Source organism: Bacillus silvicola (genome assembly GCF_050524305.1).
GTDB lineage: Bacteria > Bacillota > Bacilli > Bacillales > Bacillaceae_G > Bacillus_A > Bacillus_A cereus_AT.
Genome location: NZ_JBNGVC010000012.1, coordinates 111904 through 128500, shown reverse-complemented (window position 1 = coordinate 128500; position 16597 = coordinate 111904). Strand labels below are relative to the sequence as shown.

Sequence of the window (16597 nt, the reverse complement as noted above, 5' to 3'; positions counted from 1 at the left end):
ACTAACAATTGGAGGTGCAGTTTTTTTATGGCTAAATTTTCTTCAAAAGAAAAAATACAAGCAGTAAAACGATATTTAGAAGGCCCAGAAGGCGGGACAAGCATTGCTAAATCTATAGGCGTGGATCAGCGGGTATTTTATCACTGGATTAGCCGATATGAATATTCCGGTGAAAAAGCTTTTGAAAAACGCTATACATCTTACTCTACGCAATTTAAACTAGACGTACTTAACTATATGATTGAAAATAGGACGTCTATCAGGGAAACAGCGGCAATTTTTAATATTCCATCTTATGAAACGGTTCGTAAATGGAAAGTAGCTTATGAAACAGAAGGATTGGATGCCCTACAACTTTAAGAAAAGAGGCATCCGTCTATGAATAATAAAAATCACAAAATAGTGAAAAAGCAATCACCAGTCGAAGGCTCCATTGAAGAACTCCAAGAGGAGTTAGAAAGGTTACGTATGGAGAATGCGTATTTAAAAAAGTTGAATGCCTTAGTTCAAAACAAACAGAAGTCACAAAAAAAGACAAAGCGCAAGTAGTTTATGAATTAAGGCATCAATTTCCGGTACAATCACTTTTAGTGCTTGCCAATATTCCACGTAGCACATATTATTATTGGTTAAAAAATGCCAAACGTCCGGATCCAGATGCAGATTTGAAAGTATTAATTCAAGCTGTTTATCATGAACATGAAGGCCGTTATGGTTATCGCCGTATTCGTGATGAACTTACTAATCGTGGACATAAAATAAATCACAAAAAGATACAACGCATTATGAAAGAATTAGGATTAAAGTGTTTGGTCCGTATGAAGAAATATCGCTCTTATAAAGGAACTGTTGGAAAGATTGCCCCTAATATTTTAGAACGTAATTTCAAAGCAGAAAGGCCAAACGAAAAATGGGTCACGGATATTACGGAGTTTAAATTATTTGGAGAGAAATTATATGTATCGCCAATGTTGGACTTGTTTAATGGTGAAATTATCACGTATACAATTGGTTCAAGGCCAACCTACGCCCTTGTTTCTAATATGTTAGACCAATCCTTTGAACGCTTAACAGATGAGGATGCCCTCCTTATTCATTCCGATCAAGGTTGGCACTATCAAATGAAAAAATACCGTGATTCTCTTCATAAACGTGGTATTACACAAAGTATGTCTCGGAAAGGGAACTGTTACGATAACGCAGTTATCGAAAATTTCTTTGGTATTATGAAATCTGAATTTTTATATCGAAAAGACTTTAAGAATATGGAACATTTTGAACAAGAACTAGCAAAATATATATCTTACTATAATCATAAGAGAATTAAGGCAAAATTAAAGGGTATGAGTCCGATACAATACCGGACCCACGCCCAAAACGCTGCCTAATGAAATAACCATGTCTAACTTTTAGGGGTCACTTCAAATTTGAAGGGGCTTTTTGCTTGTTATTTTGGTTTATCTAAAAATTTATTTCATAGGGCTTGATCTATTTTAATCAATTGTCATGTATGTATGTCCTCCAATGACAAGGTTAAATCCATTCAGTTCGTCATCGTAGCTTCGTTATCTTGCTGTTACATTCCAAAATGCGTACAACAGCGTGTCTTCAAGGTTATACTGATGCTGGAGGTGATTCAAAGTGCCATACGATCGGAAAATGAATTCGAAATAAACTAATTAACAACTAGATTCTTACAAATAAATCCCATCCGTATATCAATTGTTTTATAAACGAATGCGGAATTATTTTTCGGAAGATGAGCTTTTCATTAGCCAGGAGAGTTTTAAATATCAAGTCTTCATTTTGAAACTAAAATCGCTTTTATATTAGGCTTCGAATTTTTATGTGGTACAGATATTAGTTGAAAGATAGGTTTACCTGCTCTTACTTATATCGTTAACTTGATAATTTATAAATATGAATTTAATGGGAGGATATTATGAAAGATAGCAAACATTTTAATTTTCACAAGCTTTGGCTAGGACAGTCTATAAGTTTATTAGGTACTCAGTTTACAATAGTAGCTTTGCCACTTTTTGCATTAGAGGTGTTACAAACCAGTGAAGCAAATGCTGCTATGCTTCGTGGGGTTATATTTCTCCCATACCTAATTTTCGGGTTAGTAGCCGGTGCTTTAATAGACATTTTTCATAGGAAAAATGTCTTACTAATTTGTAGTATATGTCAAGGAGTATTGTTTTTATCCGTATTCATACTGACTGTAACAAATATTATAACGTTCCCTTTACTGGTATTTATTATGTTTTTAAATGGAATATTCACCACGTTTTACAACATTGCCATTCCTTCTTTCTTACCGGAAATAGTAACAGATAAAGACAACTTAAAAAAAGGAAATGCTCAACTAGCACTTTCGGAGTCTCTTTCTATAGTAATTGGTCCTATGCTAGCTGGAATCGTCATTACTCTAGTTGGATTAACAGGCTCATTCACTGTTGACGCAGTAACGTATTTTGTTTGTTTTATGTTTGTATTATTCATTTCAAAGTTTAAATCGCATACAGAGGGTTCTTTAAAAGACGTAAATATAAAATCCATATACAAAAACATATATGAAGGTTTGATATATTTCAAAAAACACCCTGTATTGGAGCCGATTGTAACTTGTGGTGCTGTTTACGGTTTTTTTAAATACATATTAAATAGCATTTTAGTAATATTCCTTTATAAGGTAATGGGTCTATCTGAAATTGAAATAGGGTTTGTTGTAGGTTCAGCAGCGGTGGGATTTTTAATAGGTAATACGATACTCATGAAAAAAAGTCAACAAATCAATAATACAAAAATGCTTATTTATAGCGCTACTGTATCAGTTACCGGTTTGGCTTTTATACCGATAATGGGATATATGGGAACAGTTTACGGTATAGTAGCCGCAAGTATCATACATGGTATGGGAGAAGGTGTATTTGGCCCTTACGCTGCAACTATACGACAACTTGCTTCACCAAATCATATGCTAGGCCGAGTAAATGCTGTACAGCGTACGCTTAATTGGGGAGCTTGGGCATTGGGGAGTTTTGCCAGTGCATTTTTAATTTCTATATTTGGGCTTCAAACTACGTTATTTATAGGTGGCTTCGGAACAACATTGTGTTTAGTGGCGTTGTTAAGACGAGGCGTATCAAAAGGAACAGACATTGAATATACGAGTTCATTTTAGAGGAGATGATTATGATGCATAAGGTATTAAAAGGAACTGACATAGAAAATAAACCACACATTTTATTTATAGGGGGATGGACAAAGCCTATCCAAGGTGCATTAGACAGTGGGTATACTGTTTCGTATATAGGATCTTACGCTAAACACATATATTTTGAGGGGGCTATCTTAGAAAAATGTTTCTATAAAAAAGAATTAGACACGACAAACATACCCTTGTCTATATACTATGCTGAAGAATTATTCAAAGAGAAACCCTTTGATGTGGTTGTATCTTTCAACGAAACAGCATTAGATACGGCTTGCATAATTGCAAAGATTTTTAATGTTAAAGGGCCTTCTTACAATGCTAATATGATAACCCGCAATAAAGACATGATGCGTGAAATTCTAGCAGACAAAGACTTTTCGATAGATTCGACAGTTTGCAATAACATTAAAGACATTAATGAATTTTTGAACAAAAAAGATAGTATTATAATAAAGCCCCCGATTGGTGCAGGTGGTAAAGGTGTATCTAAGCTAGACACGGGAGATGAGGTAGAGGTATTTATTAAAGATAATGGTATTCAACTACCTGTTTTAGTGGAAGAGTACGTTGAAGGGGATGTAGTTTATACGGTCGAAACCGTTTCTTATAACAAAAAACATTCTATACTTGCTATATCAGCTGAAGTATTTAAAGAAGATACATTTATAATAAACTATACTATTATGCCAGCACCTATAGATGAATCTCAAAAACAATTAATTATGGAGAAAGTAATGTTATTTTTGGACGACATGCAAATGGAAAACGGCATTACTCATACAGAAATAAAGATAGACAAACAAAATAAGCCAATAATCATAGAATCTCAAGTTAGAATAGGTGGCGGAAACATCTGGAAGATGGTGGAACTAACAACTGGCATATCTCAATTTGGATACTATTATGATGCGTTAGCTACTGAGACTATAGATGAATTTAGATGTGTACCTTCAAAATGTCAAGCTATGTCTTTAAGCTTGATTCCAAAACCAGGTTGCTTAAAAGAAATCAAGTATAAAGGGTTAACTAACATATCCGAGGTCGCATTAATTGATCTATTAGTAAAAGAGGGCGACACCATACCAACTATTGTAGATAGCACTCAACGCAAAGGATCTATATTATTTACGGCTAATGATATAAAACATATGTACGAAGTTGCAGAGGGAATATGTGACAATATAACTTTTGTTTATCAGGATTTATCAGAATGGAAACCTTCTTTAAAAAAATATATGTAAAAAGAATGTGGCAAATGACTGGTCTATATAAAAAAGAGAAATTTTTGAATTCCCTGATAGTGTTAAACCTAAGCAAAATAATTAACCATCCTACGCAAGAAAGTTTAGATAGCTAAAAGCATATGTTTTATTGAAAGGATGTGATTGAATTATGGAACGGCCGAATTGGGGAATTGGAGGATTAGTATTCGTTGGCTGCATGTTTCTTGGCGGAGGAGTGGGATCTATGTTAGGTAGTGCCCAAACTGGATGGCTCATAGGAATGGGTGCTGGATTTCTTGGGATGGCTTTAACGAGATTGATTAGAAAGTAATATAACGGAGATTCTTAATACCATAAGAGCTCCATACATTACAGTTAGAAGCTTCTCTTTTGTATTGGTCTTTTTTAAAATTTTTCCATACATAGATATGATTCTCAAGTCGGAGGATGGCACCTTAAGGTGTCTTTTTTATGTTCTCTAAAAATGTCTTCCGATATAATAACCGAGTTTTGCCTTTAGTCTCCGATGCCCGTCATCTTTCTTGTAATAGAATAGATTCATTACCGTTTCAGACCGATGTATTCATTCATAACCTAACAGTAAAAGGGGGGATGATTAAAGGTATGGCGATTAATGAGGAATCAATTTGTCAACAGTTTGCAAGAATTATCGGTGGCCAAGAAGGATTCGCCGGTGGAAAATGTGTGGCAACAATAAATCGGGATGAAATACAAGCAACAATCTTAGGGAAACGTTTTAGAGTAACAACTTCCTTCTCATTCGAATCAAGAGATCATAAAACTGGACGGGCATTATGTCTAGGACGGGTAGCGCTCTTACAAAAGGAAGTCACTGGATTTGTTGCTACAATTATTAAACAAGGGATAATTGTTTCGTCAATACACAATGAGTGGTTATGTGATGATCCAAATTTGATTTACGTTAATATTGAAGACGTTGATGATCCACTAATTTTTGCAAGAAAAGTTAGAAGAGCGTTATGCAATTAATTCATTTCATTCGTTAAATGTGTGATTTTGTTAAGTAGAATATTTCAGATTGTTGAAAGGTTTTATAAAGTGAAAGAAGGCGTTCCATATTTGGAATGCCTTTTCTTGATGTTTCTGTTGCTAATGTGGGTTGTTAAATTATTTTAATTGATTATATATTACTGATTTTACAACAGCAAGAATTGGGTGAAGTATCCTTAAAATTCAAATTTAACAGGTCTTAAAAAAAGTTCTTCTAATGTATCTTTTGCATCTTTACCTTCAAACAAAATCTCATATAAAGCGTTACTAATTGGAAGTTCAACATCGTATTGTTTAGATAGCTCTTTCAATGCTTTTACTGTTGAAACTCCTTCTGCCAATTTTTTAAACTTTTGACCTGAGACAAACGCTTCTCCGAATTTTCGATTATGACTATGTAAGGAGAACAGTGTTGCTTCATAATCTCCTAGATGACTCAATCCGTATATCGTTAAATCATTTCCTCCCATAGCTGTAACCAAACGTGAAAGTTCTCTTGTCCCTCTAGCCATTAGTGAACCTTTCAAACTGCTGTAATTCAATCCATCTAACATTCCTGCGGCAATGCCCATAACATTTTTTGTAGCAGCTCCTATTTCATTACCAATCAAATCTTGTCCGTAGTAAAATCGTATTAAATCACTATTAAATTCCTGCACAATCTTCTTAGTGATACTAATATTCTCAGATCCAATCACCATACAATTCGGAATGTCATTCGCAAAATCTTGTACATGTCCAGGTCCTACCCAAACAGCTATATTGACATTTGTTTCAATGATTTCACTAAATACTTGAGAAAGTCTCTTTCCACTTGTTGCTTCAAGTCCTTTCATACATAAGATAAAGGTTTTTCCTTGTATTTCATTAATTAAGTTTAATTGACTAGCAAATGAACGTAATTCCTGTGCACTAATCGATATAATAATGATCTCCGCAATTGAAATTGCTTTATGTAGAGAATTACTTAGCTCAATATCTTCTGAGAGATTAAGATAATCATTTTTTCTAGTTTCGCTTAATTTAATGTAATTTCTTGAGTTTTCTCTGCCCCACAACATGACATTATGACCAATTTTGTTAGCATACCAAGCTATAAAAGTACCCCAACGTCCACAACCAAGAACTGAAATATTCAATAACCTCACCTTTGTCTTTATAAATTTTTATGATGTTTTCCTTTGCATGAATGTTTTTATTTATAGTGTTTCATATTGGATAAACATTAACAAATATCCTTTATCTTGTGTAACTAATGGACATGATTTTGTGTTTTTACTACTAGTAAAAACATTAAATAAGAGGGGGAGATTGTTTGTGTGTTCATATCGAAAATCTCCATTTTTATTGTAGTGTCAGTGTTTTAGTGCAAATTAAGTGGATACGACAAACTTTGACAAAAAATACATACACTTGGCGCAACTAATAATCAGTGGGGGATGAGCCCCTAATGACACGGATTAAAGTTTCGCTTCATCAGCAACAGCATTTATTTTAGATGGTATTGTACTTTTTATTATGTTTTGCCCAGATCCATTAAATAGTTCAAAAAAGATTTGACTACTTTTCAAATAAATAAAAATAAAAAAAACGGTTCTTTCGTAAAGGAACCGGTTTTTTGCGTACGGAATTTGCGTTTTGTTGGTGCTACCACACCGCTATCAAGTTATCAGATACATGGTAATAGATATTTTTATAATTTGAAAGACGAGGAAACGAACTTGGAGGGAGTATTGGAAGCATGTTTGAGAAGATTAAATCAATGGAAAAGGAAATGTTTTTTAAGTCTGGGCTATGGACCTATCCGCCTGTTCTAATTAACTAAAAGAAGAACTTCCCCATACCGATTAGACTACTAATCATTCCTATTCCATTCATGCTGCTTTTTCCTACTGCAAGTAAGTTTCCAAGCATTCCTGGCTGACCGTTATTCCCCCATCCCATGGGACTTACCTGTCCTCCCCACGCTGGAGGGTTTCCGAAAACACCCCATTTATTGGCATTAAAATTAAAAGCCTTGGCTGGCGGTGATAGTAACGCGGCAAGATGCCCTTGTGCGAACATCCCTGCATGATTGAATGGTTGGGTCCAGGGGAAGGGGGGCTTTTGAAAATTAAAAGCAGCATGGCTTGGTAATGGAGTCCAATTAGCAGGATGTCCTTGGGGCATCATCCCTGCATGATTGAATGGTTGGGCCCAGGGGAAGGGAGGTTTTTGAAAATTAAAATCAACATGGCTTGGTAATGGAGTCCAATTAGCAGGATGTCCTTGGGGCATCATCCCCGCATAATTGTTTGGCTGGCCCCAAGAGAAGGGGGAGGACTGGGGATTGAAACCCGTATAATTGGCTGGCGAATCCCAACCAAATGGATAGACTCGACAACTCCAATTCTCAGGAATCTTCAGACCATTCATTCCCTCAGCTTTAGTTATTTGGGGCTGTGAATATAATGATGACATTGAAATTTGGTTATTATATTGTTCCTCGTCTCCCTTTGAATTCAAATACCAATATTGGTGCATAAGCTTATTCCCCTCACTTTAAAAATGTAATGTTAGACTTAGCCTATGTAATATTCCTTTTTATGGATGGTTACATAACTAGATTTACAAGCCTGTATTTAAAGGAATGGGTGTATGGTCTTGTTGATTTATCCCGCTATTTGTGGGCAGTAAGACACCTCCACCTCAAAATTCAGTGAAAGCAAAGAAGTTAGATGGGGGTTGGGCTGCTTGTAAAAAACCACTGATTAAAGTTTCACTTTATTTTAGAAGGGTATTTTCAGTTGCTTCTTTTTTTATTTCAGCCTAATTTAATTTCGGTTAACAAACGTGTTTAAATATTTATTCAAAATCTTATTTAAATGTTTATAAAGGTTTAATCAATAAAAAGGATTTTAAAATGTTATGCTGAGTAAGTAAAATTGCTAAAAAGAGAATATCCATTCGAAGAGTTTGGCAAAATACTGCAAGGATAATGTATTCTTGTGCAGATATGCAAACGATTTAAACGAATCAATGGAATTTATAATGAAGGGGCAAATAAATATATGAGTGAAACATTAAATAAAAGAAAACCACCATATTTAATGCTTGTAATCCTTTTTATTGGGGCATTTGTTTCATTTCTAAATAACTCGCTTTTAAATGTAGCCTTGCCATCAATAATGAAGGATTTAGACATTAAAGATTTTTCAACGATCCAGTGGCTTTCTACAGGGTATATGCTTGTAAGTGGTATATTAATTCCGGCATCAGCATTTTTAATAACCCGCTTCTCCAATAGGAGCTTATTTATTACATCTATGATGATTTTTATTCTTGGTACGGCCTTAGCGGCTGTAGCACCGAACTTTGGTTTATTACTTACTGGCCGGATGGTTCAAGCAGCAGGTTCTTCAGTCATGGGGCCTTTATTAATGAATATTATGCTAGTAAGCTTTCCAAGAGAAAAAAGGGGAACGGCAATGGGGATTTTTGGATTAGTTATGATTACAGCTCCAGCAATTGGACCGACACTATCAGGTTATATTGTAGAGTACTATGACTGGCGTTTGCTGTTTGAAATGATTTTACCGCTAGCAATCATTAGCTTACTGTTAGGGATTTGGAAATCGGAGAATGTCATGAGACAAAACAAAAATGCAAAACTTGATTATCTCTCATTACTATTATCTTCTGTCGGTTTTGGAGGTTTGTTATATGGATTCAGTTCTGCAAGCTCCGATGGTTGGACGAATAAAGTTGTCTTAACAACCTTAATCATAGGCGCTATTTCCCTAATTGCTTTCATTATCCGTCAATTAAAAATGAATGAGCCTTTATTGGATTTACGTGTTTATAAGTACCCAATGTTTGCACTTGCGTCTGTAATTGCAATTGTCAATGCGGTGGCTATGTTTTCGGGTATGATTTTAACACCAGCTTATGTACAAAATGTCCGCGGTATTTCACCGCTGAGCTCTGGGCTGATGATGCTTCCAGGTGCGGTAATAATGGGGGTTATGTCACCAATTACAGGTAAACTATTTGATAAATATGGACCTCGAATTCTTGGCATAGTAGGACTTTCTATTACAGCTGTTTCAACTTATATGCTGGCAAACCTGCAAATCGACTCTAGTCACACACATATTATTCTTATTTACACTCTGCGGATGTTTGGGATGGCGATGGTGATGATGCCACTTATGACAAATGGCCTTAATCAATTGCCAACTCGCTTAAATCCGCACGGTACGGCTGTTAATAATACAGCTCAACAAGTGTCCGGTTCGATTGGTACTGCTATTCTTGTTACGATTATGAATTCTGTAACAAAAACAAAAGCTGAAAGTCTAATGTCTGAATTAGATCCAACAACCTTCACAGAAGCTACGAAGGCAATGTTAACTCAGAAGGCTTTATTATCCGGAATTCAATATTCATTCTATGTAGCGCTTGGCATGAATGTTGTTGCACTACTATTAGTTTTTTTCGTTAAACGTGTAGATACAAGTGCGGAAGCTGTCGAGAGGTTAAATCGGTAGTGTGAAACAAAACTTTAGATACTGATTTCTACAAGTTTTTTGCCGATTAGTTAGCCTATGAAGAAGTACAAATTTCTGCTGCTAAGAAGCTGGTATTTAAAACGGGAAAAGAACTGAAAGAAACAGTGAAATAATTATATACAGTGAAAGAGGACCTGATGCTCATATCAGGTCCTCTTTCATTAGTAACACGGTATACTTGCTTATCGTATTTGTTTGAATAGATATTAGAAACTACTGGTTTTCCAAATACTACAATCTTTAGTTCATCAATTTCTTTATTTAGGTGTGTTCGCTTATCTTAGCTTACTGGGTATGTAGTGCTACTGTGGTTTTAAAATAAAGTTTGATTAAAATATGTGGGGGAGTTGTTAGGGTGGAATTTGATTTATAAAAAAGATTCATCAAAATGAACGTTTTATAAACAAATACAAGAGATGACATCCGCTTTCAATTTCTGATAAACATTATAATAATTCGCTTCATTTTAAGTTAGTATTTTTTCTGCAAGTTATAAATCTAATGTCAACAAACAACTTAGATTACCAACCTTATAAGCAATATCATAATCATGAATAGTTAGGGAAAAGATAAAATAAGGTAATCAATTACATATCTTTATCCCAGGCGATTCATTGCTATCTTCTCTTTATTGAATGGGATATTTTATCCCGCTATTTGCCGGGTAGTAAGACCCCCACCTCAAAATTCAGCGGAAGCAAAGAAGTTAGGCGGGGGTCGGGCTGATAATCAGTGGGGGATGAACAAAACCCCCACTGATTAAAGTTTCACTTTATTTCATGCTTTTTTGAAAGGATGTTTTTAATGGATAAAAAAGTATCTGCCATTCCTCAGCCGAAAACATATGGACCGCTGGGGAATCTCCCATTAATCGATAAAGATAAACCGACCTTATCCTTTATCAAGCTAGCGGAAGAGTATGGTCCCATTTTTCGAATTCAAACTTTAAGTGATACTATCATTGTCGTTTCTGGACATGAACTGGTAGCAGAAGTCTGTGACGAAACACGGTTCGATAAAAGTATAGAGGGTGCTTTAGCAAAGGTTCGTGCCTTTGCTGGAGACGGATTGTTTACAAGCGAGACTCACGAGCCTAACTGGAAAAAAGCTCATAATATTTTGATGCCTACATTCAGCCAACGGGCAATGAAAGATTACCATGCCATGATGGTCGATATTGCCGTACAACTCGTTCAAAAATGGGCAAGACTGAATCCGAATGAAAATGTGGATGTTCCGGAGGATATGACTCGCCTTACATTGGATACAATTGGTCTGTGTGGTTTTAATTACCGATTCAATAGCTTTTATCGTGAGACCTCTCATCCTTTCATCACTAGCATGAGCCGTGCTCTAGATGAGGCTATGCATCAATTACAGCGACTGGATATAGAAGACAAACTCATGTGGAGAACGAAACGTCAATTTCAACATGATATTCAATCCATGTTTTCTTTAGTAGATAATATTATTGCTGAACGTAAAAGTAATGGAAATCAGGAAGAAAATGATTTACTTTCCCGTATGTTAAATGTGCAGGATCCGGAAACTGGTGAAAAATTAGATGATGAAAATATTCGTTTTCAAATTATCACTTTTTTAATAGCTGGGCATGAGACAACAAGTGGGTTATTATCTTTTGCAATCTATTTTTTATTAAAGAATCCGGATAAATTGAAAAAAGCATATGAAGAAGTAGATCGGATTTTGACAGATCCTACTCCAACATACCAACAAGTTATGAAACTTAAGTATATCCGGATGATTTTAAATGAATCGCTACGTCTATGGCCTACTGCTCCAGCATTCAGCCTCTATGCAAAAGAAGATACAGTGATTGGTGGGAAATACCCAATTAAGAAAGGAGAAGATCGTATTTCTGTTCTTATTCCACAGCTACATAGGGATAAAGACGCGTGGGGAGACAATGTGGAAGAATTCCAACCTGAACGATTTGAAGAGCTGGATAAGGTTCCACATCATGCTTATAAGCCATTTGGAAATGGTCAACGGGCATGTATCGGTATGCAGTTTGCACTTCATGAAGCCACACTCGTAATGGGAATGCTTCTTCAACATTTTGAATTAATCGATTATCAAGACTATCAGCTGGACGTAAAACAAACATTAACGCTAAAGCCCGGTGATTTTAAGATTAGGATTCTACCCCGAAATCAAACTATCAACCATCCTACTGTTCTTGCGCCTATAGAGGAGAAGCTGAAAGAACATGAAATCAAGCAGCAAGTTCAGAAGACTCCTTCTATTATTGGAGCCGATAATCTTTCGCTTCTTGTTCTGTATGGCTCGGATACAGGGGTAGCAGAAGGTATTGCAAGAGAATTAGCAGATACAGCTAGTTTAGAAGGTGTTCAAACGGAAGTGGTAGCTCTTAATGATCGAATTGGAAGTCTGCCAAAAGAAGGAGCGGTTCTTATTGTAACTTCTTCTTATAATGGAAAACCGCCAAGTAATGCAGGGCAGTTTGTGCAATGGTTGGAGGAACTAAAACCGGATGAGCTAAAAGGTGTTCAATACGCAGTTTTTGGTTGTGGAGATCATAATTGGGCTAGTACCTATCAGCGGATTCCAAGATACATTGATGAGCAAATGGCTCAAAAAGGAGCAACAAGATTTTCTACACGTGGAGAAGCGGATGCAAGTGGTGATTTCGAGGAACAGCTCGAGCAATGGAAACAAAGCATGTGGTCTGATGCGATGAAGGCGTTTGGATTGGAACTCAACAAAAATATGGAAAAAGAGCGCAGTACTTTGAGTCTGCAATTTGTCAGTCGTCTTGGAGGATCTCCTCTTGCACGAACATATGAAGCAGTTTATGCATCTGTATTGGAAAATCGTGAACTCCAATCATCCAGCAGTGATAGAAGCACTCGACATATTGAGATATCCTTGCCAGAAGGCGCTACGTATCAAGAAGGAGACCACCTTGGGGTGCTGCCAATTAATAGCGAGAAAAATGTTAACCGAATTTTAAAGCGCTTTGGATTAAACGGGAAGGATCAAGTCATACTGAGCGCAAGTGGGCGCAGTGTAAATCACATACCTTTAGACAGTCCTGTTAGTTTATTTGACCTTCTTAGTTATAGTGTCGAAGTTCAAGAAGCAGCCACTCGGGCACAAATACGAGAAATGGTGACATTCACAGCATGCCCTCCTCATAAAAAGGAATTGGAATCATTATTGGAAGACGGAGTTTATCATGAACAAATACTAAAGAGACGTATTTCAATGTTGGATCTACTTGAAAAGTATGAGGCCTGTGAAATCCGATTTGAACGCTTTTTAGAACTTCTTCCTGCGCTAAAACCGCGTTACTATTCTATTTCAAGCTCTCCACTCGTTGCACAGGATCTTCTGAGCATTACGGTTGGTGTTGTTAATGCACCTGCATGGAGTGGGCAAGGGACATATGAAGGAGTCGCTTCTAATTATTTAGCTCAGCGTCATAATAAAGATGAGATTATTTGTTTCATTCGAACGCCACAATCAAACTTTCAATTACCTGAAAATCCAGAAACACCAATTATCATGGTTGGGCCAGGTACTGGAATTGCACCATTCCGTGGATTCTTGCAAGCGCGTCGTGTTCAAAAACAAAAAGGTATGAACTTAGGACAAGCACATCTATATTTTGGTTGTCGTCATCCTGAAAAGGATTATCTCTACCGTACAGAACTAGAAAATGATGAAAGAGATGGATTAATCTCTTTACACACAGCTTTTTCTCGCCTGGAAGGATATCCAAAAACATATGTACAGCATTTAATAAAACAAGATAGAATCAATTTAATTTCGTTATTAGATAATGGAGCTCATCTTTATATATGTGGTGATGGAAGTAAAATGGCTCCTGATGTAGAAGATACCCTTTGTCAAGCATATCAAGAAATTCATGAAGTCAGTGAACAAGAAGCAAGGAATTGGCTGGATTGTTTGCAAGATGAAGGACGATATGGAAAAGATGTTTGGGCTGGTATCTGAATTTTTCTTAATTAGATAAGTAATATGTAACTAATGAACTTCTTTCGAATAAGTGTTAAATTAAAAAATAAACTTATTTATAAAAATCCCGTATTGTTATTGAATACGGGATTTTTTTATTTTTAAATAAGCTGGACTGATACTGTAGAAAAAGTCTCATATGAAACAAAAGTTATATAATCTTAGCTTGATGGGTACGGTGTTAACCAATTTCTTGACGTGATTTGAAATTTAAAATATAAACCTTTGCGCACTGGCTGAACAGTTTTTAGCACAGTGTCAAATCGCTGGAGGAATTTATCAAATTAGATATTTCTTTTATAATGTATGGAATGAATTTTGCCGTAGAATAATAGGTAATTCATTTGACAATTAAAATGACCTAATTTAATATATATGTCATAGCATATAATTAGTGAAACAAATGCATTCACTGTGAATAATTGACTGGTATGCTATATCCTTTTATATCTTAATTTATAGAGGTGAAACATGAATTTACATGATTTAATAGGCTATCTTGTTCATCGTACTGATGTGAAAATGACCAATTATTTTACTAAGAAATTAAAGCCTTTTGGAGTTACGCCAGAGCAGTGGGGGATTATTAGTGTTCTTTGTAGCCAAAGGGGAACTACTCAAAAAGAGTTAGCAGAAGCTATTGATAAAGATCAAACTACTGTCGTAAGAATGATACAATCAATGGAGAGAAAAGGGATTGTAAAGAAGGCTTTGAATGACCAAGATAGGCGTTCACACAACCTTTTTTTAACTGAAAAAGGTGACGAGTTAAAAAAAGAAATCTTGCCTGTAGTGAAAGATGCTCACCATTTCGTTACGAGTAATTTGAGCGAGGAAGAGATTAAAGTATTACAATCATTATTAAACAAATTGTATGATACACGTTATTAATATTTGTTCCTTATTGATGCTATGCTATTTATAAGGGACAAACTTTGTTTTAGGTATAATATATGCTATAGCATATATTATTTGTTTCGAGTAATGGGGAGATAGCTTTATTTTGTATGATATTTGATTCAGAATCACCTTTTTTCCTAGTACCAGTCAAATTTTTGTATTATATATGCTATAGCATGTAAAAATATCAAATAAATAAGAAAGATGTGATTGCTATTTTAATATTAATCAATGTAGTAAAAGTTGTATTGTTTCTGTTCTTTTTAATGACAGGTACGAAAATTATATCTGGGAAAATGGCAGATGAGTTCAAACGATTTGGTTTACCTTCGTTTTTTAATTTCTTAACTGGGGCTTTTGAGATTGTAGGAGCAATTGGAATGTTGATAGGAATTTGGGTCCCAATGGCAGCTTTATTGGCAGGATTGTTGTTAGGCGGTACGATGCTTGCAGCTGCATTAACTCTTATTGTATTAGCGAAAGATCCCTTTAAGAAAGCAATACCTGCGCTTGTTTTGTTTGTCCTTAGTTTAGGGATAAGTTGTTATCATATTTTTTAAACATAACCGAAAACTGTTAAACTTTATGCGTTTAAGCTGGTATCGTTTTGTAATTATTTTATAGATAGGGGGTGTGAAAACATATGAATGGGTTATTATTTTTCAACGTCTTAGCGTTTCTTGCTATATTGACAACAAGTATTGTTGCTGGAACCGTTTTTGCATACTCAAATTCTGTCATGCCTGGCCTTCGGAATTCGGATGATCGTACCTTCGTTCTTTCGGTTAGACACTTTACCTCATCAGTGGCTAATCCGATTTTTCTCTTCATTTCAAACGGTGCTCTTATAGCGCAGATTGGTTTTGTTGTATTAGCCGTTTACCTACAGCAATTTGATAAAGTTATTTTAGGATTAATCGCATTGATTAGTTATGTTGCCACTCTACTGATCACTTTCACAGGAAACCTTCCGATGAATAGAGCAATTATCTCAGCTGAACTACCTGTAAGAGATTCTGGATGGGATGAACTCAGAGTCAAATTTGAATCCCGTTGGACGTTGCTGAATCACACGCGTACCTTAACGTGCATTTTGAGTGTGTCGGCACTACTCATAGCGTTGCTTATTAATTAGTAGTATGAATGTATTTAGATAAATAGTAATTAACCGGATAATTCTTAAGGAATATGGTATTGGAAAATAATTTATCATTCCTGATTGGATCAGATGAATATCTGGTTGATTTAAAAGCTTATGATGTTTTCTATCATGGCGATGCTATCCCTTATGAAGCCCATGGTACTCATGGAAAACCTGCCTACTTTCTTATGAAGAAAAATGGACAACTACTATATCAACAGAGACAAACGATTCCATTTGGTCGTTCAACATCGACAGAGTTTAGAAAAATTGTTCAATATATAGGTAGGAATCTTAAGTCTAAATAGATCTCTTTTTAATGAGCTTTTAATAACTCTTTAATTTTTAAATACAATAAAGAATAGGGAAAGCCTCAAACTAGTACTGGAATAATAGTAGCGCTAACTTGAGACATTCCCATTATTAGAATCGAAAAAAACATAATCAGTAAAAGAATGGGAAGGATTTTTATACAAAGGAATTCCTGATGGATTTTATATTAAAAATA

At 35.5% G+C, this 16597-nt stretch carries 12 protein-coding genes and 1 pseudogene; 11 read left to right on the top strand and 2 right to left on the bottom strand.

Translation table 11 applies throughout. The features are described from left to right. The first annotated feature begins 27 nt into the window (after positions 1-27). The 5 genes and pseudogenes from ACP6L7_RS12510 to ACP6L7_RS12490 all read left to right on the top strand — a co-directional run bounded on the left by ACP6L7_RS12510 (position 28) and on the right by ACP6L7_RS12490 (position 5454). A pseudogene (locus ACP6L7_RS12510) lies at positions 28-1388 on the top strand (IS3 family transposase). Between the two features lie 554 nt (positions 1389-1942). After that, positions 1943-3187: an MFS transporter gene (locus ACP6L7_RS12505; protein WP_097830287.1), complete on the top strand. Its 1245-nt coding sequence runs from the start codon at positions 1943-1945 to the stop codon at positions 3185-3187. A 14-nt stretch (positions 3188-3201) separates the two neighbouring features. After that, positions 3202-4461 carry an ATP-grasp domain-containing protein gene (locus ACP6L7_RS12500; RefSeq protein WP_141533428.1) on the top strand — a complete coding sequence of 420 codons (1260 nt, stop codon included), beginning with the start codon at positions 3202-3204 and terminating at the stop codon, positions 4459-4461. Between the two features lie 151 nt (positions 4462-4612). After that, on the top strand, positions 4613-4774 hold the full coding sequence (locus ACP6L7_RS12495; RefSeq protein ID WP_170961029.1) for a hypothetical protein: 162 nt from the start codon (positions 4613-4615) through the stop codon (positions 4772-4774). A gap of 281 nt (positions 4775-5055) precedes the next feature. Continuing rightward, complete coding sequence (locus tag ACP6L7_RS12490; protein ID WP_097830347.1) at positions 5056-5454, top strand: DUF1259 domain-containing protein; 399 nt, start codon at positions 5056-5058, stop codon at positions 5452-5454. Positions 5455-5651: 197 nt separating this feature from the next. On the opposite strand, the gene ACP6L7_RS12485 is transcribed toward ACP6L7_RS12490, so the two are convergent. Both ACP6L7_RS12485 and ACP6L7_RS12480 read right to left on the bottom strand, forming a co-directional pair. Next, a complete protein-coding gene (locus tag ACP6L7_RS12485; protein ID WP_240523207.1) occupies positions 5652-6623 on the bottom strand; it encodes an NAD(P)H-dependent glycerol-3-phosphate dehydrogenase in 972 nt (323 codons plus the stop codon). Positions 6624-7296: 673 nt separating this feature from the next. Further along, entirely contained in the window at positions 7297-7998 is a 702-nt protein-coding gene (locus ACP6L7_RS12480) for a hypothetical protein (protein ID WP_097830285.1), read from the bottom strand. Between the two features lie 527 nt (positions 7999-8525). Between ACP6L7_RS12480 and ACP6L7_RS12475 the strand changes: the two genes are divergently transcribed. From ACP6L7_RS12475 to ACP6L7_RS12450, 6 genes are all read left to right on the top strand, one after another. Next, a complete protein-coding gene (locus ACP6L7_RS12475) occupies positions 8526-10004 on the top strand; it encodes a DHA2 family efflux MFS transporter permease subunit (protein WP_097830284.1) in 1479 nt (492 codons plus the stop codon). 825 nt (positions 10005-10829) lie between these two features. Further along, positions 10830-14027 carry a bifunctional P-450/NADPH--P450 reductase gene (cypD, locus tag ACP6L7_RS12470; RefSeq protein ID WP_097830283.1) on the top strand — a complete coding sequence of 1066 codons (3198 nt, stop codon included), beginning with the start codon at positions 10830-10832 and terminating at the stop codon, positions 14025-14027. A 492-nt stretch (positions 14028-14519) separates the two neighbouring features. Beyond that, positions 14520-14939: a MarR family winged helix-turn-helix transcriptional regulator gene (locus ACP6L7_RS12465; RefSeq protein WP_097830282.1), complete on the top strand. Its 420-nt coding sequence runs from the start codon at positions 14520-14522 to the stop codon at positions 14937-14939. A gap of 218 nt (positions 14940-15157) precedes the next feature. Beyond that, complete coding sequence (locus ACP6L7_RS12460; RefSeq protein WP_097830346.1) at positions 15158-15508, top strand: DoxX family protein; 351 nt, start codon at positions 15158-15160, stop codon at positions 15506-15508. Between the two features lie 83 nt (positions 15509-15591). Beyond that, positions 15592-16083: an anthrone oxygenase family protein gene (locus tag ACP6L7_RS12455; protein ID WP_097830281.1), complete on the top strand. Its 492-nt coding sequence runs from the start codon at positions 15592-15594 to the stop codon at positions 16081-16083. Positions 16084-16142: 59 nt separating this feature from the next. Continuing rightward, positions 16143-16397 (top strand): hypothetical protein, encoded by a 255-nt coding sequence (locus ACP6L7_RS12450; protein ID WP_264447068.1) that lies wholly within the window; start codon positions 16143-16145, stop codon positions 16395-16397. Positions 16398-16597 lie beyond the last annotated feature (200 nt).

Excerpts from the sequence above, each read along its gene's own strand:
- ACP6L7_RS12455 (WP_097830281.1), top strand. The coding sequence starts at position 15,592 with ATGAATGGGTTATTATTTTTCAACGTCTTAGCGTTTCTTGCTATATTG.
- ACP6L7_RS12490 (WP_097830347.1), top strand. The coding sequence starts at position 5,056 with ATGATTAAAGGTATGGCGATTAATGAGGAATCAATTTGTCAACAGTTT.
- ACP6L7_RS12475 (WP_097830284.1), top strand. The coding sequence starts at position 8,526 with ATGAGTGAAACATTAAATAAAAGAAAACCACCATATTTAATGCTTGTA.
- cypD (WP_097830283.1), top strand. The coding sequence starts at position 10,830 with ATGGATAAAAAAGTATCTGCCATTCCTCAGCCGAAAACATATGGACCG.
- ACP6L7_RS12480 (WP_097830285.1), bottom strand. The coding sequence starts at position 7,998 with ATGCACCAATATTGGTATTTGAATTCAAAGGGAGACGAGGAACAATAT.
- ACP6L7_RS12465 (WP_097830282.1), top strand. The coding sequence starts at position 14,520 with ATGAATTTACATGATTTAATAGGCTATCTTGTTCATCGTACTGATGTG.
- ACP6L7_RS12500 (WP_141533428.1), top strand. The coding sequence starts at position 3,202 with ATGCATAAGGTATTAAAAGGAACTGACATAGAAAATAAACCACACATT.
- ACP6L7_RS12505 (WP_097830287.1), top strand. The coding sequence starts at position 1,943 with ATGAAAGATAGCAAACATTTTAATTTTCACAAGCTTTGGCTAGGACAG.
- ACP6L7_RS12495 (WP_170961029.1), top strand. The coding sequence starts at position 4,613 with ATGGAACGGCCGAATTGGGGAATTGGAGGATTAGTATTCGTTGGCTGC.